The following is an 18,681-nucleotide window of genomic DNA, read 5'->3' on the forward strand; positions in this document are numbered from 1 at the left end:
CGGTTGTCCGGAGCGGCGTCTTTAAATCGGTAGGTCAGCGATCAGATATCGTCGCCGAGCGCGCCCTTGACCTTGCCGGCGAGTTGCTGCGCCTTGCCTTTGACTTCCTGGCCCGCGCCTTCGTCGCGCGTGTTCGGATTGTCGCTCTGCTGCTTGGCCTTGCCGATCGCTTCGTTCACATTGCCTTTTATCTTGTCGACGAGTTCACCCATGGTAACCTCCTGAAATACAGCCCGTTGACGCCGGGGGTCGGCGGCTTTGGGACTTGGGGGAAGAACGGATGAGCATGGGGGCGGTTCCCGGCGACCGGGCCGGAGGCGACGGGATGTGCCGTGCCTGACGCACATCGCAGGCTCTTCGCCGCGCAATCATGGCTCGACCGTTTCACCGCCGCCTTGCCCAGAGGCGGCGCCATTCTCGATTTGGGCTGTGGCGGTGGCGAGCCGATTGCGCGCTACCTGATCGATCACGGATTCCGCCTTACCGGTGTCGACAGCGATGTGGTGGCGATCGACCTCGCCCGTACCCGGTTTCCGCGCGATACCTGGATCCACGCCGATATGCGCATAGCCGCGATCGACGGACAATTTGACGGAATCATCGCCTGGGACAGCCTGACCGGCCTGTCCCGCGCCGATCAGGCGATGATGGCCGACCGCGTCGGGATATGGCTGAAACCGGGCGGACGCCTGTTGTTCAACGCCAGGGACGATGACGGCGACCTCGGCCCGATCGAATACAGCGCCGCGATCGCACGCCGCGGCCTGATCGAGATGGCCCATGTCGTCCAGGACCCGGCCTGGGGCGGCGCGGACGTCTGGCTCGCCCGCAAACCCTAGCCCGTCACGCTCTTCAGAAAAGCGAGCACAGCGGTCCAGTTCGCCTCGGCGCCCTTCGGATTGCGCTTCTCGATCAGCGTCGAGGAGCCATGCACGCCGCCCTCTTTCGGCTGGTAAAACACTTTACCGGCCCCCGGCACCGCGTCGAAGATCGGCTTGGCGCGGGCGACCTCTTCCGCGTCCCCAGCCGATGTGACAAACACCGGCACCGCCAGTTTCGCCGCCGCTTTACTGATCAGACTCTTGTCATCGAAATATTCGCCCGGCGAGAAGGACAGCACCGCCTTGACCACCCCCGGATTGGCCGCCGCCAGCGGAAAGACCAGCGAGGAGGAATAGCTGCTGCCCCAGATAATCACCGGCAGCTTCTGCGTTTTGGCCCAATCGACCGCCGCCTGCAGGTCCGGCTGCGCGGCGAGGTAACCCGGGTCCTTGCCGACCAACAGCGCCGTTTCATTCTCGCCGAACATCTCGCCACCGGATCGCTGGTCGATCGCCAGCGCGTCGTAACCGGCGGCGTTCAGCCGCGGCGCGATCGTCGCATATTCACCCTTGCCTGACCCCGCCTGATGAAACAGCAGGATCAGTGCCTTTGGCTTGTCGGTCTTGTAGTGGCGCGCGAACACGGTGATGCCGTCGCGCGCCTTGACCGTGACCGGCGCCGCGGTCGAGGCATTGCTCACGCCGGGACCACAGGCGATCAGCGCCAGCGACAGGCCCAAACCCAATAAAGCGCGCATCAATTCTCTCCCTTTTTAGATCAATCCGGCAAGCGGGCTCGACGGATCGGCATAACGACGCTTGCCCATCCGGCCCGCCAGATAAGCCATGCGGCCCGCCTCTACTCCCGCCTTCATCGCCGCAGCCATCAGGATCGGATCCTTGGCCTCGGCAATCGCGGTGTTCATCAACACGCCGTCACAGCCAAGCTCCATCGCCGCCGCCGCATCGGATGCAGTGCCGACCCCGGCATCGACCAGCACCGGCACGCTCGCTCCCTCGACGATCAGGCGGATCGTCACCTGATTCTGGATACCGAGCCCCGATCCGATCGGCGCGCCCAGCGGCATGATCGCCACCGCGCCGACATTTTCCAGGCGCTTCGCCGCGATCGGATCATCGACGCAATAGACCATCGGCTTGAAGCCCTCGTTCGCGAGAATCTCACAAGCGCGCAGCGTCTCGACCATATCGGGATAGAGTGTCTTCGCCTCGCCCAGCACTTCGAGCTTGACCAGTTCCCAACCGCCCGCCTCGCGCGCCAGCCGCAAGGTACGGATCGCGGATTCGGCGTCGAAACAGCCCGCCGTGTTGGGCAGATAGGTGATCTTTTTCGGATCGATGAAATCGGTAAGCATCGGCGCATTGGGGTCCGACACGTTCACGCGGCGCACCGCGACGGTCACGATCTCCGCGCCCGAGGCTTCGACTGCCGCCGCGTTCTGCGCGAAATCGCGATATTTGCCGGTGCCGACGATCAGGCGCGAACGGAAGGTCTTGCCCGCGACGGTCCATGTGTCCGCCGTGCCATCGGTCTTGATCGGCGTCTGGATGGTCATGATGTGCGATGCTCCACGATATTGGCAAGGCCGCCCGCCGTGTCGCGGACGAAGAAGCGGCGAACGCCCCACGGCTCGTCGGTCAGCGGATAGGCGATGTCCAGCCCCTGCGCGACCGCCCGGTCATGGCATTGATCGACATTGTCGACACCGACCGAATAATCCGGCTTCAGGCCCGATGGATCGGCGGTGATGACGCTGATCTGCGCATTGTCATGCCCCGGCGCACGATAGGTCGAGATGAAATCCAGCTCCATCGCGAGATCGAGCCCGAGCACATCGGTGAAGAATGCCCGCCCCGCCACGCCGTCATCGGCATAAAGATTCGGCACGATCCGTGACGCGCCCATCCCCCCGCCGACAAAATGCACGATTTCCAGCTCGTCGCCATCCTCGACCATGACCTCGCCCAGCGTCGATCGCGGCACGATCTCCAGATTGCGCTCCACCGCGACCTTTTCAGGCACCAGGCCGAGGTCGGCGGCGAGTTCGGCGATAGTCAGCCCGGCCGCGACACGGCGATGCTCGCCATTGACGCGGATCGAGACGGTGCCGTCAGTATGTGTCATTGCTACTCCGGAACGACGCGTCATTTGATCGCCCGCCCGCGCGCATATAGGAAGCGCTGGCCTACACTCGCAACCGCCAAAACCCGAAACAGAAAGTCCTGATCTTGGCCGACACGATTTACGTCCTCAACGGTCCGAACCTCAATCTGCTTGGTCTGCGCGAGCCGGAGATCTACGGCACCGACACGCTCGACGATATCGCGGGCGAGCTCGAGGACCGCGCGCGCGACCTCGACCTGAAGATCGACATGCGCCAGTCAAACCATGAAGGTCATCTGGTCGATTGGCTGCACGAGGCGCAGGCGGAGGGCGCCAAGGCGGTGATTCTCAATGCCGGCGCCTTCACCCACACTTCGGTGGCACTGCGCGATGCGATCAAGGCGATCGTTACGCCGGTGATCGAAGTGCATCTGTCCAACCCGCACGCGCGCGAATCTTTCCGTCATCGCAGCCATATCGCGCCGGTCGCGAAGGGAACCATCGCCGGCTTCGGCGCGCTTTCCTACATGCTGGCGCTTGAAGCCGCCGCCCGTCTCTGACAGGACGCGTGCCCAATAAGGGAGCATAAGGGTCGCATGGCCGAAAACGAACAATCCGCCGCCCAGAATGACTCGATGCGAATCGATGTCGACCTGGTCCGCCAACTCGCACAATTGCTGGATGACACCAGCCTGACCGAAATCGAAGTCGAGGATGGGGGTCGCAAGATACGCATCGCGCGCAAGGCCGCGGCTGCCGCGCCCGTGCATTACAGCGCGGCGTCGGCGCCCGCCGCTGCGCCTGCGACGTTCCTGCCTTCCGCGCCTGCCGACACATTCGCCGCCACGCCTGTCGCCGCGGTCAATGCGGTCAAGTCGCCGATGGTCGGCACGGTCTATCTCTCGTCCGATCCCGATTCGAAGCCGTTCGTTTCCGTCGGCGAACAGGTCGCGGCGGGCGACACGCTGCTCATCGTCGAGGCGATGAAGGTGATGAACCCGATCCTCGCGCCGAGCGCCGGCACGGTAAAGGCCGTGCTGGTCGAAAATGGCCAGCCGGTCGAATTCGACCAGCCACTCGTGGTTGTCGAATAACCCCATGAAGCAGATCAAGAAGCTGCTGATCGCCAATCGCGGCGAGATCGCGCTGCGCATCCACCGCGCCTGCCATGAAATGGGCATTCAGACGGTCGCCGTGCATTCGACCGCCGATACCGACGCGATGCATGTACGGCTCGCCGATCAGGCGATCTGCATCGGCCCGCCGCCCGCGATCGACAGCTATCTCAACATCCCGAACATCATTTCGGCCGCCGAAATCTCCGGCGCCGACGCGATCCATCCGGGCTATGGCTTCCTCAGCGAAAACGCCAAGTTCGCCGAGATCGTCGAGGCGCACGACATCGTCTTTGTCGGGCCGAAACCCGAACATATCCGCACCATGGGCGACAAGGTCGAGGCAAAGCGCACCGCCGGCGCGCTTGGCTTGCCGCTTGTCCCCGGCTCGGACGGCGCGATCAGCGATATCGCCGAAGCGAAGAAGATCGCCGCCAGGGTCGGTTATCCGGTGATCATCAAGGCCGCGTCGGGCGGCGGCGGTCGCGGCATGAAGGTGGTCAACGACCCCGAAAGCCTCGAAACCCAGATGCTCCAGGCCGGCACCGAAGCCAAGGCGGCGTTCGGCGACGCGACCGTCTATATGGAGAAATATCTCGGCAACCCGCGCCATATCGAATTCCAGGTGTTCGGCGATGGCGAAGGCAACGCGATCCATCTCGGCGAGCGCGATTGCTCGCTGCAGCGCCGCCACCAGAAAGTGCTCGAAGAAGCGCCCTCGCCCGTACTCGGCCAGGAAGACCGTGAGCGCATGGGCAATATCTGCGCCAAAGCGATGGCCGATATGGGCTATCGCGGCGCGGGCACGATCGAATTCCTGTGGGAAGACGGTGAATTCTACTTCATCGAAATGAACACCCGGCTGCAGGTCGAACATCCGGTGACCGAAGCGATCACCGGGCTCGACCTGGTGCGCGAGCAGATCCGCATCGCAGAAGGCCATCCGCTGACCTTACGCCAGCAGGACGTCATCTTCCGCGGCCATGCGATCGAATGCCGCATCAATGCCGAGGACCCGCGCACCTTCGCCCCCTCGCCCGGGCTGGTGAAGCAGTTCCACGCCCCCGGCGGCATGAATGTGCGCGTCGATAGCGGGCTCTATGCCGGCTATAAGGTGCCGCCGTATTACGACAGCATGATCGCCAAGCTGATCGTCTATGGCACCACCCGCCAGGGCGCGCTGCGCCGGCTGCGCCGCGCGCTCGAGGAGTTCGTGATCGAGGGGATGAAAACCACCATCCCGCTGCATCAGGCTTTGCTCGATGATCCCGATTTCCAAAACGGCGACTACACGATCAAGTGGCTGGAGGAATGGCTGGCGAGGCAAGACGCCTGATCATGGGCGGGTGGCCCAGTATTTGGTGAGGTGACCAGCAAGGGGAGGAAAACGCATGACGCCGGGATCATTTCGGAAGTCGCTCCTGGTTGCAGGAGCAGTGCTTTTTCTGCTCGGACTTCTTCAGGGAGTCGCTGTTCATTCCTTTCTGAATCCCAGAATGGCTCTTTCGGCTCACCTCACGGCGGTTCAAAGCGGCATGGCGATCATGATTGCCGGCCTGGTTTGGCCCACAATCACGCTCGCGCAAGTTCTCAAGGGCACAGCACACTGGACGCTTATCTTCGGAATGTACGGCCTGTGGATCGCTTTGACGCTGTCAGCCGCGACTGGAGCCAGTAATGCCTTGCCAATTGCCGGTGCCGGCTATTCGGCTGCGCCCTCCATTGAGCAGGTGGTTTCGGCGCTGATCATAATCAGCAGTGCCTCGATGGTCTTGGGCTGGGGCCTGCTCGCGATGGGCTTGCTTCGTTCGAAACAAGCATGATCGGTCACCACGACGGCTGCCGACGTCAACGAAGAATGGTAACATCGCGTCGTTGAACCGATCACCGCGCGACACTTTATGCAGAAGCTTGTAATATTACCATTCAAGCTATTGAATATTAATCGATATATTACAGATCCGGCGCACCGGTCGGGCGCTGGATTTATGCGACAACAGGGTGTCCCATATCTCGCCCGGTCGCCCAGCTTGACTGCACAGCTCCAGCTCCTCCACGGCTCTCCGGCAGATCGTTCACATCGCGCCCGGAGGTGGCCGGCGCGCCAGCAAGACCTGAGCGCTACCCTATAGAAGCAACCTGCCGGCGGATCGGACGAACTCTCCCGATCCGCCGGCTGGGTCCTAGAAGCCGTAGCTCAGACGGAGATAACCGAACTGGCCCGGCGCGTCATAGGTGGTCGGATCGTAATTGTTCAGGCTGCAGCTACCGCAACCCGGCGGATCCTGGTTGAACACATTGTTCACCCCGGCCGTCAGCTTGAAGCGGTGATCCATGAAGGACGGTGAGAAGCCGAGCTGGATGTCGCCATAGAAGCGCGAATCCATCCGACTGAGCACTCCTTCGGGGGTGATCTCCGTCACCGCCGCCACATAGCGTCCGGTAAACGCGGCAGAGAAGCCGCCGATCGACCAGTCGAGCGTCGCATTACCCTTGAACTTGGGAAATGCCTGGTCCGGGCTGCCGCGCTCGGTACCGGCACGCTGGATGACCACGAAACCATTCGAAGCGGCGAGCGTGTATTTCAGCAACCGCGTTGCATTCACCGCCAGACCGAATGTGCCGAACGAGGTGGACGGCGCGCGATAGGCGAGTGTGAAATCGAGGCCGTGCGTGTTGATGGCATCGAGATTTTCCAGCGTGGCGTCGATCTCGTTGATGAAGCCGTTCTGGGTGCGGACAATCTGTGCGCAGCTGGCCGCGTCGCCTCGCAGCGCGCAATTCTGCAGCTTGAGGTTGGCATCGACCGCCGAGATCGCGTTGGTCACGCGGATGTCGTAATAATTGACCTCCGCGCTCAAGCTGCCGCCACCGCTGCGTGCCCATTGCGGCGAATAAACCGCGCCGAACAACATGCTGCGCGACTTCTCCGGCTTCAGATTCACATTGCCCTTGGTCAGCACGGGCAACTGGCCGCCCTGATCTTCCGCATAGCTGCCATTGGCGGGAACGCCGTTGGCGATGCAATTCGCCCGTACGGTGGCGTTGCCCTGGAACAGGCCGCCTGCGGCGCTGGTGCACGGATCGTTCGCCGGCAGATCGAAGCGCGAGCGCGCGCCGAACAATTCGCCGAGGCTTGGGGCGCGGAAGCCCGTCGCATAGGATCCGCGGAACAGCACGTCGCTGACCGGTTTCCACAATCCGGTCGCGGTATAGGTCGTGCTGCCGCCGGTGATCGTATAACTGGCGTGACGCACCGCCCCGTCGACCTCAAGCAACTGGAAGAATGGCTTGTCCTTGAGAAGCGGTACGCGCAACTCGCCATAGATTTCGTCCGAATTGTAACGCCCTCGCGCCGGTAATGCGGGAATGTCGGCGCTGAGCCCAGCGGCAACGATCGGATCGGGATCGAAGCTTGCCGCCTGGACGCGATGTTCATAGCCGACCGCGAAGGCGAGTGGGCCGGCCGGCAGGTCGAACAGCTCGCCACTCAAATTGGCAGTATAGTCGTACAGCTGCTGCGAACTGCGATCGCGCTGCGTGAAGGCTATAAAGGCGAGCTGATCAGGCGTGATCGAGCCCGCGCCGCCGAACAGGTTGAGCGGAACGCAAGCTCCCGTGCACTGCGAGATCGGCCCGACCGCCTGGGCTACGCGAGCGGCGTTGACGTTACCGGTGAAGCTCTGTTTCGCGTCGTTGAACCCGATGACCGTGTTGACGTCCCAATACCAGCGATGGTCGCCGACCTGGAACGAGCCGTCGAGCGTGGCGGACGCCACCATCGTATCGACACGCTGGTTGAAGGTGCGCTGCCCCGCCTCGACCAGGCGACGGGCAATGAAGCTGTAATTCTGTGGTGCCTCACCCGGCCCGCCCGCGGACAGGGTGTAGCCGAAGGGATTATAAGGATTGGTGGCGTCGATCGAGAGCCGATCGAACAGGCTGCCGGCACCGTTGCCGGCATCCGGGCCGATGAACAGCGGTTCGAACGCCGCCTGATTCTCCGAGTTACGGCGATTATATTGCATCTTCACGCGCAGGTTCACATTCGACGACACTTCCTGCTTGAAGCTGAGCCACCCGCCATAACGCTCGGATGGTGTCATGATGTAGTTGAACGGCGCGAAGTTGAAGCGGTCGGCGGCGGTAAAAGGCCGCAAATTGGCGAGCGTCGGATTATTGTTGGGCGGATTGGCGATCGTCAGGTTACCAAAATCGCCCAGGAAACGTCCGTTGACTGCGGCACTGGAACAGCCGCCGATCGGCTGAGTGCAGGACGTCTGGCCGGGGTTCGGAAATTGCGAGATCGAGCGATCGCTTGACCGCACCGCCTCCTGCTTCACATAACTCGCGCCGACGACAAGGTTGGTTGCCTCGCCCTTGACGCCATAGCTGACTTGATAATCCTGGGTGTGCCCGTCGCCCTGGCGATAGGTGCCGAACTGCGCCGACGCGCGCAGGCCCTCCTGCTCCGCCACAGTGATGATATTGACGACCCCGGCGATCGCGTCCGAACCGTAGAGCGGCGACGCGCCCGACTGGAGCACCTCGATCCGCGCAATCATGTTGGTCGGAATGGTGTTGAGGTCGATCGTCGACGGCATGCCGCTACCGGCGGTGCCGGGCACGAAGCGCATCCCGTCGACCAGCACCAGCGTGCGCTTGGCACTGAGATAACGCAGGTCGATCTCGGACGAGCCGGCGCCGACGCCGCCGCCATCGGGCGGGTTGCCGAGATTCCCCGAATTGTTGAACTTGGTGTTGAGGCCGCCGGCCGCGCTCGGCAGCCGTTGGAGGACGTCGGCAATCGAGGTCAAGCCGGTCTTCGCCAGCGCATCCTGATCGACGGTGATGACGGGTGAGGCCTGGTCGAGCGGATCGCGGCGGATGCGCGAGCCAGTAACGACGATGTCCTCGCCCGTTGCGGCATCGGTGGCGGCTGTCTCTTCGGGCGCGGCCTGCGCGAAAGCGGGCGGGCTGCACAACGCCGTACTGAGCGCTAACGTCGCAATACCGGCATGCATCAATGTCTTGATCTGTCGCATGATGTTTCCCCTGTCAGGTGACACTTTTTGCTGTCTCGTGACCGAAGTGTGTCAAACTGTCTCACATCAGATCAAGCATCATTGCTCGCGCAACGGCTTGGCGACGCAGATAGCGCAACCATCGTGACCCGTCGGCCACATGACAGCGCTGGACAGATGAGATAAGCGGAGTGCGATCGTTGGGAGGCGGGGGAAAGTCCGGCACATAGCTTGAATGCGCCGCGCCTGGCGACCGCTTGCGACAGAATGGCCGGACTGGGGACCCCAGGCGGAAATAATGCTGGTGTGGCAATACAGACCGCACCGCTATAGGTGCGCTACGCAAGTTCAGGCATTCAGATCGACATATGGCCCGCAAGCATTCAAAACATGATCCCTATGGAGACTTGCATCGCGGGGAGGAGGCTCCGGCGACGGTGCCACTCTGCTGGCTCTGTGGCCGGCCGACTGGCAAGACCATTGTCTGGCACCATCCCGTGCCCAAAAGTCGGGGCGGGCGTGACGTCGTGCCCATGCACCCCATTTGCCAGCAGACGCTAATCGCCAATTTTACCAATTCCGAACTGCAGCGTCATGGGATGGATGTGGAGGGCCTGCTGGCCAATCCCAACATACGCAAATTTGTCGATTGGGTGGCTAAAAAGGACCCCGACTTCACAGCGACCACGACCAAAAAGCAACGCTGATCGGGCTGCGCCCTTGGCTTTGGACCCGAATTCGTTATCGGCGGCGCTTCCCAAGATATGCGGCGGGGACGCCCTCCTCTGCCGCCAGTTGGCGCCAGCGATTGAAACGCTCCGAGGTCAGCGTGCCCTCCGCAATCGCTGCTTGAACGGCGCAGCCGGGCTCGCTGTCATGCGCGCAGTCGGAGAAGCGACAGCGCTGCGCCACCAGGAGAAAGTCATCGAAAATCTCCGCTACGCCGGCAGCGGCGTCCGCCAGTTGCAATTCGCGCATGCCGGGAGTGTCGAGCAACCAGCCACCCCGATCGAGTCGATGCATTTCGCGCACGGTGGTCGTGTGGCGCCCCGTATCGTCACGTGCGCGAATTGCCTGGGTCGCGATGCTGTCCGAACCGCGCAATGTATTGACCAGCGTCGATTTGCCGACGCCTGATGAACCGAGAAGCGCCACGGTTTTGCCTTTGCCGCACCAGGCAGCCAGACGAGCCACGCTGGCGGAATCGCGGCCGTTGACGGTTTCGACCCGCAATCCAGGTTCGATCGCACGTGCCGCCGCCGCGAATACGTCCGGGGTTTCCGTCAGGTCGGTCTTGGTGAGAACCACGACCGGAGTCACGCCCACGTCACGCGCCAGCACCAGATAGCGCTCCAGCCGCGCGACGCTGAAATCCTGGTTGCAGGAGGCGACAATGAACAGCGTGTCGATGTTGGCGGCGATCATCTGCTCTTTGCGCGGATCGCCCGGTGCGCGCCGTTTGAACAGGTTCGTCCGGCGGAGGACGCGTGTCGGTTGCAGCGTGGCACGGTCGACCAGCAGCCAGTCGCCGACCGTTGGATGATCGTCTGAGGGCAAGGCACCGGGAATATAGGGCGTAACCGAATGCTGTCCCCCCGCGCCCGCGACCGCGATCTTGCCGCGATGAACGGCCATGACGCGGACGGGAAAGCATTGCTGCGCCTCCTCGACCGAAACCTGCTCGCTGAAAAAATCATTCCAGCCGAGCTCTTCCAAAGACTCATCGGTCGATTTCATATGGCCACAACAATGTCTTTCTTTCTGACCCGACAAGCGGTTCCCTCGGCTCGGGCATATGCCGGCTCCGCTAACATGGTCCATCGCGAGATCCTATCAAGCCGCGTCGGCTTCTGATGCAGTAGCGGCCGGTCCGCTTTCAGGGGTGCGTACTCACTTGAACCGATAAACCAGCCGCTCATCGCAATTGCCGCGCAGGCCGGATGCGCCTAGCTGCGCCTGAAGCAGCGAGGGTGAGATGATCGATTTTTCCGGGCTCCAGGCCACCAGTGCAATCACGGACGAGTGGAAATATCCTGCGGCCGATCCAAACCGGAGCGGGCTGTTGCAGGTCGATACCGCCCCCGATCACAAGCTCTACTGGGAGGAATATGGCAACCCGGCCGGGGAGCCCGTCATGGTCCTGCACGGCGGACCGGGCGGCGCTTGTGCGCCGGTCATGGCGCGGTTCTTCGATCCCGCTCGCTATCGCATCATCCTGTTCGACCAGCGCGGATGCGGCAAGAGCGAGCCGACCGTCGCCAAGGCAGGCCCGGCCCTCGCGCTCATTCGCAACACGACCGACTATCTGGTGGAGGACATCAACGCACTGCGGGCGGCACTCGGCATTGCCGGCAAGATGCATGTTTTCGGCGGAAGCTGGGGCAGCACGCTCGCGCTTGTCTATGCGATCCGGCACCCGCGGCATGTTGCGTCGCTGATCCTGCGCGGCATCTTTATCGGCGCGCGCGAAGACCTGCACTATATGTATCAGGGCAATGCCGCGACCTTTGCCGAGGCGCCTTTTGCGCTCACCGAGCCGGGTAGCTACGTCACCTATCCCGACGAATGGCAGGCGTTCGTCGAGCTTATCCCCGCCAGCCAGCGCGGCGACATGATGCGCGCGTACAAGGCGATCTTCGACATGGCCCCTGCAGATGACGCCGACCGCGCGCTTCAATTGCGCGCCGCGCTGGCCTGGTCAGTGTGGGAGGGGACGATCTCCAACCTGATCCCCAAGGACGACGATGCGGGCAAGTTCGGCGATGCCGAGTTCGCACTGTCGTTCGCACAGATCGAAGCCCATTTCTTCGCCAACCATCTGTTCCTGGAGCCGGATTACATTCTCGGGAATGTCGACCGGATTGCCGACATTCCGATGCATATCGTGCATGGCCGCTTCGATCAGGTGTGCCCATTGACTCAGGCATCGCGCCTGATCGATGCCCTGGCCGCTATCGGTGCCGCGCCGGTTAGTTATGTTCGGACCAATGCCGGCCATAGTGCGATGGAGTTGCAGACGGCGCTCGCGCTGAGCGCGATCATGGATGGGCTGGCGCCGATCCGCTAGGCGGCCATGGGTGGACGTGATTGACCGCATCCCAGCCCTGATTCCCCCGGCCCTGATTCAATCGTCTCTCGGGCGCCGTCATAGCGGCTCTACGGCGCGAGCGCGTTCTCGCGTTGCGAGTCAACGTCCATCCGCCGAAGTTTTTGACATCAAGCGATCCGGAATCGAGCAAACCATGCCCCCAGCCGCGACATTTCCCGTTATTCCCGCAAGCACCCCGAAAAACTCCCGTGCGGATCCGTCAAACTTCCCGCAGCTTTTCCCGCAGACTCCCGCAGAACCCACAAAAAAGCATTCTCCCGCAGCAACTCGCGCAGTTGCGGGAAAATGGGACCATCGCAGTATCCGTGCCGGATATACGGCAGTGTCGAACGACATGGCCCCGATTCAACCTTGCCTGTCCGGTGCCGGCACGCCCCTTTCCCCTACCCCGCCGCTCTGCCAGATTACGGCATCACAGGGGAGAATCGACGTGCGCCATCTGTTTGCCGCCACTGCCATCAGCGCCTTCGCCATCGCCGCGAGCCCGCTCGCTGCGCAGGTCAAGACACCCGACCGGCCGGTCACCAATCCGAAAAGCGTCGCCTCTCCCGTCAATCCCGATGCCCGCGCCGTACCGGTCGAAGATATCGGCACCTCGCGAACGCTCGGTAGCACGGCGTGGAGCGCGGACGGCAAGCAGATCTTCGTCGCGACCAACCTGACCGGCCGCACCAATATCTGGCGCACCGATACGGCGGGCAGCTGGCCGGTGCAGATCACTCAGTCGGACGATTCGCAGACCGGGCTGGTCACTTCGGCCGATGGAAAATACGTCTATTTCCAGCAGGATGTCGGCGGCAACGAATATACCGATATCTACCGCGTGCCGGTCGATGGCGGCACGGTCGAGAATCTGACCAACACGCCCGATCGCCAGGAAAGCAGCATGCTGGTCGGTCCGAAAGACGGGCTGATCGCGCTATCGGTCAAGCTCAAGTCGCAGGGCCAGTCGAACATCGCGGTGATGGACGGCGACGGCAAGGTCCGCGTGCTGACCAGCGAAGCCGACGCGCAATTCGGCTGGTCTCCAGTGGCGTGGATCGACGGCGGCGCGGCGCTCATCGTCGGGCGCAACCGGGTCGATTCGCGCGTTGCGGAAGTGTGGCGGATCGACGTCGCCAGTGGTGCCGCGGCCAGGCTGCTGGGCAAGGCGGACACCGTCTATCAAGCCGCCGATGCAACCGCCGACGGCAAATGGATCGCGGTCAGCACCGATGAGGGTACCGGCCAGCTTCACGCCGGCCTTTACGACACCGGCGCCAAAAGCTGGCGCTGGCTCAAGCCGACGCCGTGGGAGCAGGAGGCGAGCAACTTCACCCGCGACGGCAAGTCGCTGATCTTCGGCACCAATGCCGATACCCGCAGCACGCTTTACCGGCTCGACCTCGCGACCGGGACCGAAACCGCGATCGCCATCCCGCCGGGGGTCAATTATCTCGCCGGGGCGGACCCACGATCGCCCGACGGCAAGACCTTGCTGGTCAATCATTCGGGCGCGGATTCGCCCGCCAATCTCTACCTCTACGATCTCGCCAGCGGAGAATCGCGCCCAGCGACTCAGCTCGCCATCGCCAGCCTGACCCCGGCCGTCCTGCCCAAGTCGCAGGTGGTCACCTATAAGAGCTTCGACGGCACATTAGTCAGCGCGATCGTGACGATGCCGGCAAACCTCAAGCGCGACGGCGGCAATCCGGCGATCGTGCTGCCGCATGGCGGGCCGACCGGGCAATCGCAGGACGGGTACAGCCGCTATGCAACCGCCTTTGCCAGCCGCGGCTATGTCGTGATCCAGCCTAATTTCCGTGGCTCGACCGGTTATGGCAAGGCGTTCCAGGAAGCGAACTTCAAGGATCTGGGCGGCGGCGACCTGAAGGACACGGTCGCGGCCAAGACTTTCCTGATCCAGACCGGCTATGTCGATGCCAAGCGCGTCGGCATCTTCGGCGGCTCTTACGGCGGGTTCATGACCCTGATGGCGATCGGCCGCGCGCCCGACGAATTCGCCGCCGCGGTGCAATGGTACGGCATCATCAACTGGCGCACCATGTACCGCGATCAGGACGAGCGGCTAAAGGCCTATCAGCGCGGTCTGCTCGGCACGCCCGAGTCCGACCCCAAAGTCTATGACGCCGCCTCGCCACTGACTTATATCCGCGCCGCCAAGGCACCCTTGCTGACGATTCAGGGCGAGAACGACATCCGCGTGCCGCGCGGCCAGGCGCAGGAGGTCAACGATATCCTGAAAGCCAAGGGCAATGTGGTCGAGACGATCTTCTACCCGGCCGAAGGTCATGGCTTCCAGAAGCGCGAGAACCAGCTCGATTCGCTGAAGCGCACCGTGGCGTGGTTCGACAAATATCTGAAACCGGCAGGAGCGGCGGCGAAGTGAAGGCGACGATCTGGCATAACCCGCGCTGTTCCAAATCGCGCGAGGCACTTGCAATCCTGAAAGAAACGCCCGGCGTCGAGGTCGAGGTGATCGAGTATCTCAAGACGCCGCCGACCCGCGCCAGGCTCGCCGCGCTGTATGCGCGCGCGGGCATGACGCCGCGCGAGGGTTTGCGCAAAGCCGAGGACGGCGCGAAGGCGCTGCTCGGCGCAAACGACGACACAATCCTCGACGCTATGGTCGCCGATCCGATCCTGATCGAACGCGCATTGGTCGAAACCGACAAGGGCGTTCGGCTGGGCCGTCCGCCCGAGCGCATCCGCGAAATCCTGTGAGCGGGCTCGAACCCGGCCGCAATTGCTGGCGGATCGAACGCGTCGACAAGGCGACGGTGTTGATCGACGCGGATCGTTATTTCCGCGCGGCACGCTCCGCGATGCTCAAGGCAAAGCAGCAGATCCTGCTGATCGGCTGGGATTTCGACGCGCGCATCGACCTCGTGCCTGGCGAACATGTCGAGGATGGCGCGCCGCACAATGTCGGCGACTTCATCTCCTGGCTGGTCGATCGCAATGCCGATCTCAATGTCTATCTGCTGCGCTGGGATGTCGGCGCGGTGAAGTCCTTGCTGCACGGCAAGACCATCTTCACCGTGATCAAATGGATGCGCCACCCGCGCATCCACACCAAGCTCGACAGCTTCCACCCGGTCGCCGCGTCGCATCACCAGAAGATCGTGGTGATCGACGATTGCCTCGCCTTTTGCGGCGGGATCGATATGACCTCGGAACGCTGGGACACGCGCGAGCATCTCGATGATCAGCCGAGCCGGATGCTGAACGGCAAACCCTATAAACCCTGGCACGACGCGACCACCGCGTTGCAGGGCCCCGTCGCCGGAGCGCTGGGCGAACTATGCCGCGACCGCTGGGCACTGGCGGGCGGCGACCCGATCGACGCGCCGGACGTATCGACCGATTGCTGGCCCGACGGGCTCGATGTCGATTTCAATGATATCGAGGTGGCGATATCGCGGTCGCAGCCCGAAATGCCGGGCGTCGAGGCGGCGTATGAGATCGAAGCGCTCTATCTCGACCTGATCGCACGCGCGACGCGGCACATCTATGCCGAGAGTCAGTATTTCGCCTCGCGCGTTATCGCCGAGGCGATCGCCAGTCGGCTGGACGAAGCGGACGGGCCGGAAGTGGTGATCGTCAACCCGGTCACCGCCGAGGGCTGGCTGGAACCGGTCGCGATGGACACCGCACGGGCGCGGTTGTTCGAGGCGCTGAAGCACCGCGACACGCATGACCGGCTGCGCATGTATCACCCGCATACCGCCGGCGGTGCGCCGATCTATGTCCATGCCAAGATCCTGATCATCGACGACCGCGTGCTGCGCGTCGGATCGTCCAATTTCAACAACCGCTCGATGCGGCTCGACACCGAATGCGATGTGACGATCGACGCCGATCGCGGTGCCGACCCGGCGTGCGTCCGGGCGATCCGTGACGGCCTGATCGCCGAACATCTCGGGCTGGAGATCGATGAAGTCATGGCGGCGATCGACCAGACCGGTTCGTTGATCGAGGCGATCGAGCGACTTCGCGGACCGGGCAAGACGCTGCTGCCGTACGAGGTGCCCGACCTTGGCGAGGTCGAGAAATGGTTGGCCGACAATGAAGTGTTCGATCCCGAAGGCCCGAGTGAAATGTTCGAGGTCAGCGCCAAGCGCGGCTTGTTTCGGCGATTGAGGTTCTGGAAGCGCCGTAAGGGGTGACGAATCTCCCCGCTGTCGTTAGAGCCGCCGCATGAGCGAGATCACACCGCAAATCGTTGCCGAGCACGGCCTGTCGCCCGAAGAATATGAGCGTGTCCTGCACGCCATGGGGCGCGAGCCGAACATCACCGAGCTGGGCATTTTTTCGGTCATGTGGTCGGAGCATTGCTCCTATAAATCCAGCCGTATCCATCTGAAAAAGCTGCCGACCACAGGCCCGCAGGTAATTTGCGGACCCGGCGAGAATGCCGGCGTGATCGATATCGGCGACGGCCAGGCGGCGATCTTCAAGATGGAGAGCCACAACCACCCGTCCTATATCGAGCCCTATCAGGGTGCGGCGACCGGAGTCGGCGGCATCCTGCGCGATGTGTTCACCATGGGCGCGCGGCCAATGGCGAATCTCAACGCGTTGCGTTTCGGCCGGCCCGATCATCCCAAGATGCGCCACCTGATCGCCGGCGTCGTCCATGGCATTGGCGGTTACGGCAATTGCGTCGGCGTGCCGACGGTCGGCGGTGAGGTGAATTTCCACCGCGCCTATGACGGCAACATCCTGGTCAATGCGATGACCGTCGGCGTCGCTGAGACCGACAAGATCTTCTATTCCGCCGCCAGCGGCATCGGCAATTCGATCGTCTATGTCGGATCCAAGACCGGTCGCGACGGTATCCATGGCGCGACCATGGCCTCGGCCGATTTCTCCGAGGATTCGGAGGAGAAGCGCCCCACCGTGCAGGTCGGCGATCCGTTCACCGAAAAGCTGCTGATCGAGGCCTGCCTCGAACTGATGGCCTCGGATGCGATCGTCGCCATCCAGGATATGGGTGCGGCCGGTCTGACCTCCTCGAGCGTCGAGATGGCCTCCAAGGGCGGGGTCGGCATCGAACTGAACATGGATGCCGTACCCTGCCGAGAGACTGGCATGACGCCCTATGAGATGATGCTGAGCGAAAGCCAGGAGCGCATGCTCATGGTGCTCAAGCCGGGCCGCGAGGATTTTGCGGAAGGTATCTTCAAGAAGTGGGAGCTCGATTTCGCGGTAATCGGTCACGTCACCGACACCGGCCGCATGGTGCTGACCTTCAAGGGTGAGACGGTGTGCGACATTCCGCTCGGCCCCCTTGCCGACGAGGCGCCTGCCTATGACCGCCCCTGGGTCAAGACCCCGCCGCCCGCACCACTGACCAATGTGCCCGCGACGACCGACATCGCAGCTGACCTGTTGACCCTGATGGCATCACCCGACATCGCCAGCCGGCGCTGGATCTGGGAACAATATGATCACATGGTTGGCGGCGACACGGTGCAGCGCCCCGGGGGCGATGCCGCTGTCGTTCGCGTCCATGGCACAAACAAGGGCCTGGCGATCACCACCGATTGCACGCCGCGCTATTGCTATGCCGACCCCTATGAAGGCGGCAAACAGGCGATTGCCGAGGCTTATCGCAATCTCAGCGCGGTCGGCGCCAAGCCGCTTGCCACGACCGATTGCATGAATTTCGGCAACCCGCAGCGGCCCGAGATCATGGGCCAGTTCGTCGGCTGCATCGAGGGAATGGCGGAGGCGTGCAAGGCGCTCGACTTCCCGATCGTGAGCGGCAACGTCTCGCTCTACAATGAAACCAAGAATGACGACGGCACCGGATCGGCGATCCTGCCGACGCCCGCGATCGGCGGCGTCGGCTTGCTCGCCGACTGGTCGAAATCGGCGACCATCGCCTTCAAGGCGACCGGCGACGTGATCGTGCTGATCGGTACCCGTCAGGGCCATCTCGGCCAGTCGCTATGGCTGCGCGAAGTGCATGGCCGCGAGGAAGGCCCGCCGCCGCCGGTCGATCTCGATGCCGAGCGCCGCAATGGCGAATTCGTACGCCGCGCCATCGCGGCGGGAGCGCTGACCGCGGTCCATGACGTGTCGGACGGCGGCGTCGCGGTCGCCATCGCGGAGATGGCGCTGGCCGGAAATATCGGCGCGATGCTTCACACGCCCCTGCCCTGCGGCGTCGCCTGTTCGCTGTTCGGCGAGGATCAGGGGCTCTATATCGCGACGGTCGCCGATCATGCGCTGCTCGACACGCTCTCCGCCGCGCATGCCGCAGGCGTCGAGATGGAGCGGATCGGCCGGACGATCGCCGACCGGCTGATCTTCGAACTGACCGACGACGATCATGTCGTGACGCTGGCGCAGCTGCGTACCGCACATGAAGGCTTCTTCCCGGCCTTGATGGGTGAAAACATCATCGTCTGAGGGTGACGGTCGCGATTGACCGATGCCCAAGGCCCGTCCCTTTATCGGTGATCCGTTTTGGAACCGC

At 63.0% G+C, this 18,681-nt stretch carries 17 protein-coding genes and 2 pseudogenes; 12 read left to right on the forward strand and 7 right to left on the reverse strand.

Annotated elements, in window-relative coordinates; translation table 11 throughout:
* Positions 1–41 precede the first annotated feature (41 nt).
* A complete protein-coding gene (locus G4G27_RS12175; protein WP_183108909.1) occupies positions 42–212 on the reverse strand; it encodes a CsbD family protein in 171 nt (56 codons plus the stop codon).
* A 120-nt stretch (positions 213–332) separates the two neighbouring features.
* On the opposite strand from G4G27_RS12175, the gene G4G27_RS12180 reads away from it, so the two are divergent.
* Positions 333–839 (forward strand): class I SAM-dependent methyltransferase, encoded by a 507-nt coding sequence (locus tag G4G27_RS12180; protein WP_183108910.1) that lies wholly within the window; start codon positions 333–335, stop codon positions 837–839.
* Here the strand turns inward: G4G27_RS12180 and G4G27_RS12185 are convergent.
* The 4 genes and pseudogenes from G4G27_RS12185 to thiS all read right to left on the reverse strand — a co-directional run.
* On the reverse strand, positions 836–1,579 hold the full coding sequence (locus G4G27_RS12185; protein WP_183108911.1) for an alpha/beta hydrolase: 744 nt from the start codon (positions 1,577–1,579) through the stop codon (positions 836–838). The genes G4G27_RS12180 and G4G27_RS12185 overlap by 4 nt on opposite strands.
* Before the next feature lie 15 nt (positions 1,580–1,594).
* Positions 1,595–2,359, reverse strand: a pseudogene (locus G4G27_RS12190) (thiazole synthase); the annotation flags it as partial.
* 35 nt (positions 2,360–2,394) lie between these two features.
* On the reverse strand, positions 2,395–2,703 hold the full coding sequence (locus G4G27_RS24155; protein WP_244624709.1) for a VOC family protein: 309 nt from the start codon (positions 2,701–2,703) through the stop codon (positions 2,395–2,397).
* A pseudogene (gene thiS / locus G4G27_RS24160) lies at positions 2,686–2,967 on the reverse strand (sulfur carrier protein ThiS); the annotation flags it as partial. The gene G4G27_RS24155 and the pseudogene thiS, both read right to left, overlap by 18 nt.
* 104 nt (positions 2,968–3,071) lie before the next feature.
* Here thiS and aroQ point away from each other — a divergent pair.
* Genes aroQ through G4G27_RS12215 form a run of 4 tightly spaced genes read left to right on the forward strand, consistent with a single transcriptional unit; the run spans position 3,072 to position 5,884 of the window.
* On the forward strand, positions 3,072–3,506 hold the full coding sequence (aroQ, locus tag G4G27_RS12200; RefSeq protein ID WP_183108913.1) for a type II 3-dehydroquinate dehydratase: 435 nt from the start codon (positions 3,072–3,074) through the stop codon (positions 3,504–3,506).
* A gap of 36 nt (positions 3,507–3,542) precedes the next feature.
* Entirely contained in the window at positions 3,543–4,040 is a 498-nt protein-coding gene (gene accB / locus G4G27_RS12205) for an acetyl-CoA carboxylase biotin carboxyl carrier protein (protein WP_183108914.1), read from the forward strand.
* A gap of 4 nt (positions 4,041–4,044) precedes the next feature.
* Positions 4,045–5,397 carry an acetyl-CoA carboxylase biotin carboxylase subunit gene (gene accC / locus G4G27_RS12210; RefSeq protein WP_183108915.1) on the forward strand — a complete coding sequence of 451 codons (1,353 nt, stop codon included), beginning with the start codon at positions 4,045–4,047 and terminating at the stop codon, positions 5,395–5,397.
* 55 nt (positions 5,398–5,452) lie between these two features.
* The gene (locus tag G4G27_RS12215) at positions 5,453–5,884 is read left to right on the forward strand and encodes a hypothetical protein (protein WP_183108916.1); all 432 of its coding nucleotides are present in this window, start codon (positions 5,453–5,455) and stop codon (positions 5,882–5,884) included.
* A 360-nt stretch (positions 5,885–6,244) separates the two neighbouring features.
* On the opposite strand, the gene G4G27_RS12220 is transcribed toward G4G27_RS12215, so the two are convergent.
* The gene (locus tag G4G27_RS12220) at positions 6,245–9,106 is read right to left on the reverse strand and encodes a TonB-dependent receptor (protein ID WP_183108917.1); all 2,862 of its coding nucleotides are present in this window, start codon (positions 9,104–9,106) and stop codon (positions 6,245–6,247) included.
* Positions 9,107–9,453: 347 nt separating this feature from the next.
* Here G4G27_RS12220 and G4G27_RS12225 point away from each other — a divergent pair, with 347 nt between their 5' ends.
* The gene (locus tag G4G27_RS12225) at positions 9,454–9,792 is read left to right on the forward strand and encodes a hypothetical protein (RefSeq protein WP_183108918.1); all 339 of its coding nucleotides are present in this window, start codon (positions 9,454–9,456) and stop codon (positions 9,790–9,792) included.
* 34 nt (positions 9,793–9,826) lie between these two features.
* Here G4G27_RS12225 and rsgA read toward each other — a convergent pair whose 3' ends face one another.
* Positions 9,827–10,510, reverse strand: a complete 684-nt coding sequence (gene rsgA / locus G4G27_RS12230) for a ribosome small subunit-dependent GTPase A (protein ID WP_345940623.1) — start codon at positions 10,508–10,510, stop codon at positions 9,827–9,829.
* 159 nt (positions 10,511–10,669) lie between these two features.
* Here rsgA and G4G27_RS24165 point away from each other — a divergent pair, with 159 nt between their 5' ends.
* The 6 genes from G4G27_RS24165 to purL all read left to right on the forward strand — a co-directional run bounded on the left by G4G27_RS24165 (position 10,670) and on the right by purL (position 18,614).
* Positions 10,670–10,939: a hypothetical protein gene (locus G4G27_RS24165; RefSeq protein ID WP_244624752.1), complete on the forward strand. Its 270-nt coding sequence runs from the start codon at positions 10,670–10,672 to the stop codon at positions 10,937–10,939.
* Between the two features lie 121 nt (positions 10,940–11,060).
* The gene (gene pip / locus G4G27_RS12235; RefSeq protein ID WP_202049565.1) at positions 11,061–12,152 is read left to right on the forward strand and encodes a prolyl aminopeptidase; all 1,092 of its coding nucleotides are present in this window, start codon (positions 11,061–11,063) and stop codon (positions 12,150–12,152) included.
* Between the two features lie 472 nt (positions 12,153–12,624).
* Positions 12,625–14,583, forward strand: coding sequence for a S9 family peptidase (locus G4G27_RS12240; protein ID WP_183108920.1), 1,959 nt, complete (start codon positions 12,625–12,627; stop codon positions 14,581–14,583).
* Positions 14,580–14,918 carry an arsenate reductase (glutaredoxin) gene (gene arsC / locus G4G27_RS12245; RefSeq protein ID WP_183108921.1) on the forward strand — a complete coding sequence of 113 codons (339 nt, stop codon included), beginning with the start codon at positions 14,580–14,582 and terminating at the stop codon, positions 14,916–14,918. Before G4G27_RS12240 ends, arsC begins: the two co-directional genes overlap by 4 nt.
* Positions 14,915–16,363 carry a phospholipase D-like domain-containing protein gene (locus G4G27_RS12250; RefSeq protein WP_183108922.1) on the forward strand — a complete coding sequence of 483 codons (1,449 nt, stop codon included), beginning with the start codon at positions 14,915–14,917 and terminating at the stop codon, positions 16,361–16,363. The genes arsC and G4G27_RS12250 overlap by 4 nt, the downstream gene beginning before the upstream one ends.
* Before the next feature lie 31 nt (positions 16,364–16,394).
* On the forward strand, positions 16,395–18,614 hold the full coding sequence (gene purL / locus G4G27_RS12255; protein WP_183108923.1) for a phosphoribosylformylglycinamidine synthase subunit PurL: 2,220 nt from the start codon (positions 16,395–16,397) through the stop codon (positions 18,612–18,614).
* Positions 18,615–18,681: the final 67 nt, after the last annotated feature.

Source organism: Sphingomonas sp. So64.6b (assembly GCF_014171475.1).
GTDB classification, from domain to species: Bacteria; Pseudomonadota; Alphaproteobacteria; order Sphingomonadales; family Sphingomonadaceae; genus Sphingomonas; species Sphingomonas alpina_A.

What these genes read in the sequence shown, in the direction of transcription:
- G4G27_RS12175 (WP_183108909.1), bottom strand. Translation starts at nt 212, where the DNA reads ATGGGTGAACTCGTCGACAAGATAAAAGGCAATGTGAACGAAGCGATC.
- G4G27_RS12185 (WP_183108911.1), bottom strand. Translation starts at nt 1,579, where the DNA reads ATGCGCGCTTTATTGGGTTTGGGCCTGTCGCTGGCGCTGATCGCCTGT.
- accB (WP_183108914.1), top strand. Translation starts at nt 3,543, where the DNA reads ATGGCCGAAAACGAACAATCCGCCGCCCAGAATGACTCGATGCGAATC.
- accC (WP_183108915.1), top strand. Translation starts at nt 4,045, where the DNA reads ATGAAGCAGATCAAGAAGCTGCTGATCGCCAATCGCGGCGAGATCGCG.
- G4G27_RS12215 (WP_183108916.1), top strand. Translation starts at nt 5,453, where the DNA reads ATGACGCCGGGATCATTTCGGAAGTCGCTCCTGGTTGCAGGAGCAGTG.
- G4G27_RS12220 (WP_183108917.1), bottom strand. Translation starts at nt 9,106, where the DNA reads ATGCGACAGATCAAGACATTGATGCATGCCGGTATTGCGACGTTAGCG.
- G4G27_RS12225 (WP_183108918.1), top strand. Translation starts at nt 9,454, where the DNA reads ATGGCCCGCAAGCATTCAAAACATGATCCCTATGGAGACTTGCATCGC.
- rsgA (WP_345940623.1), bottom strand. Translation starts at nt 10,510, where the DNA reads ATGATCGCCGCCAACATCGACACGCTGTTCATTGTCGCCTCCTGCAAC.
- G4G27_RS24165 (WP_244624752.1), top strand. Translation starts at nt 10,670, where the DNA reads ATGCTGTCCCCCCGCGCCCGCGACCGCGATCTTGCCGCGATGAACGGC.
- pip (WP_202049565.1), top strand. Translation starts at nt 11,061, where the DNA reads ATGATCGATTTTTCCGGGCTCCAGGCCACCAGTGCAATCACGGACGAG.
- purL (WP_183108923.1), top strand. Translation starts at nt 16,395, where the DNA reads ATGAGCGAGATCACACCGCAAATCGTTGCCGAGCACGGCCTGTCGCCC.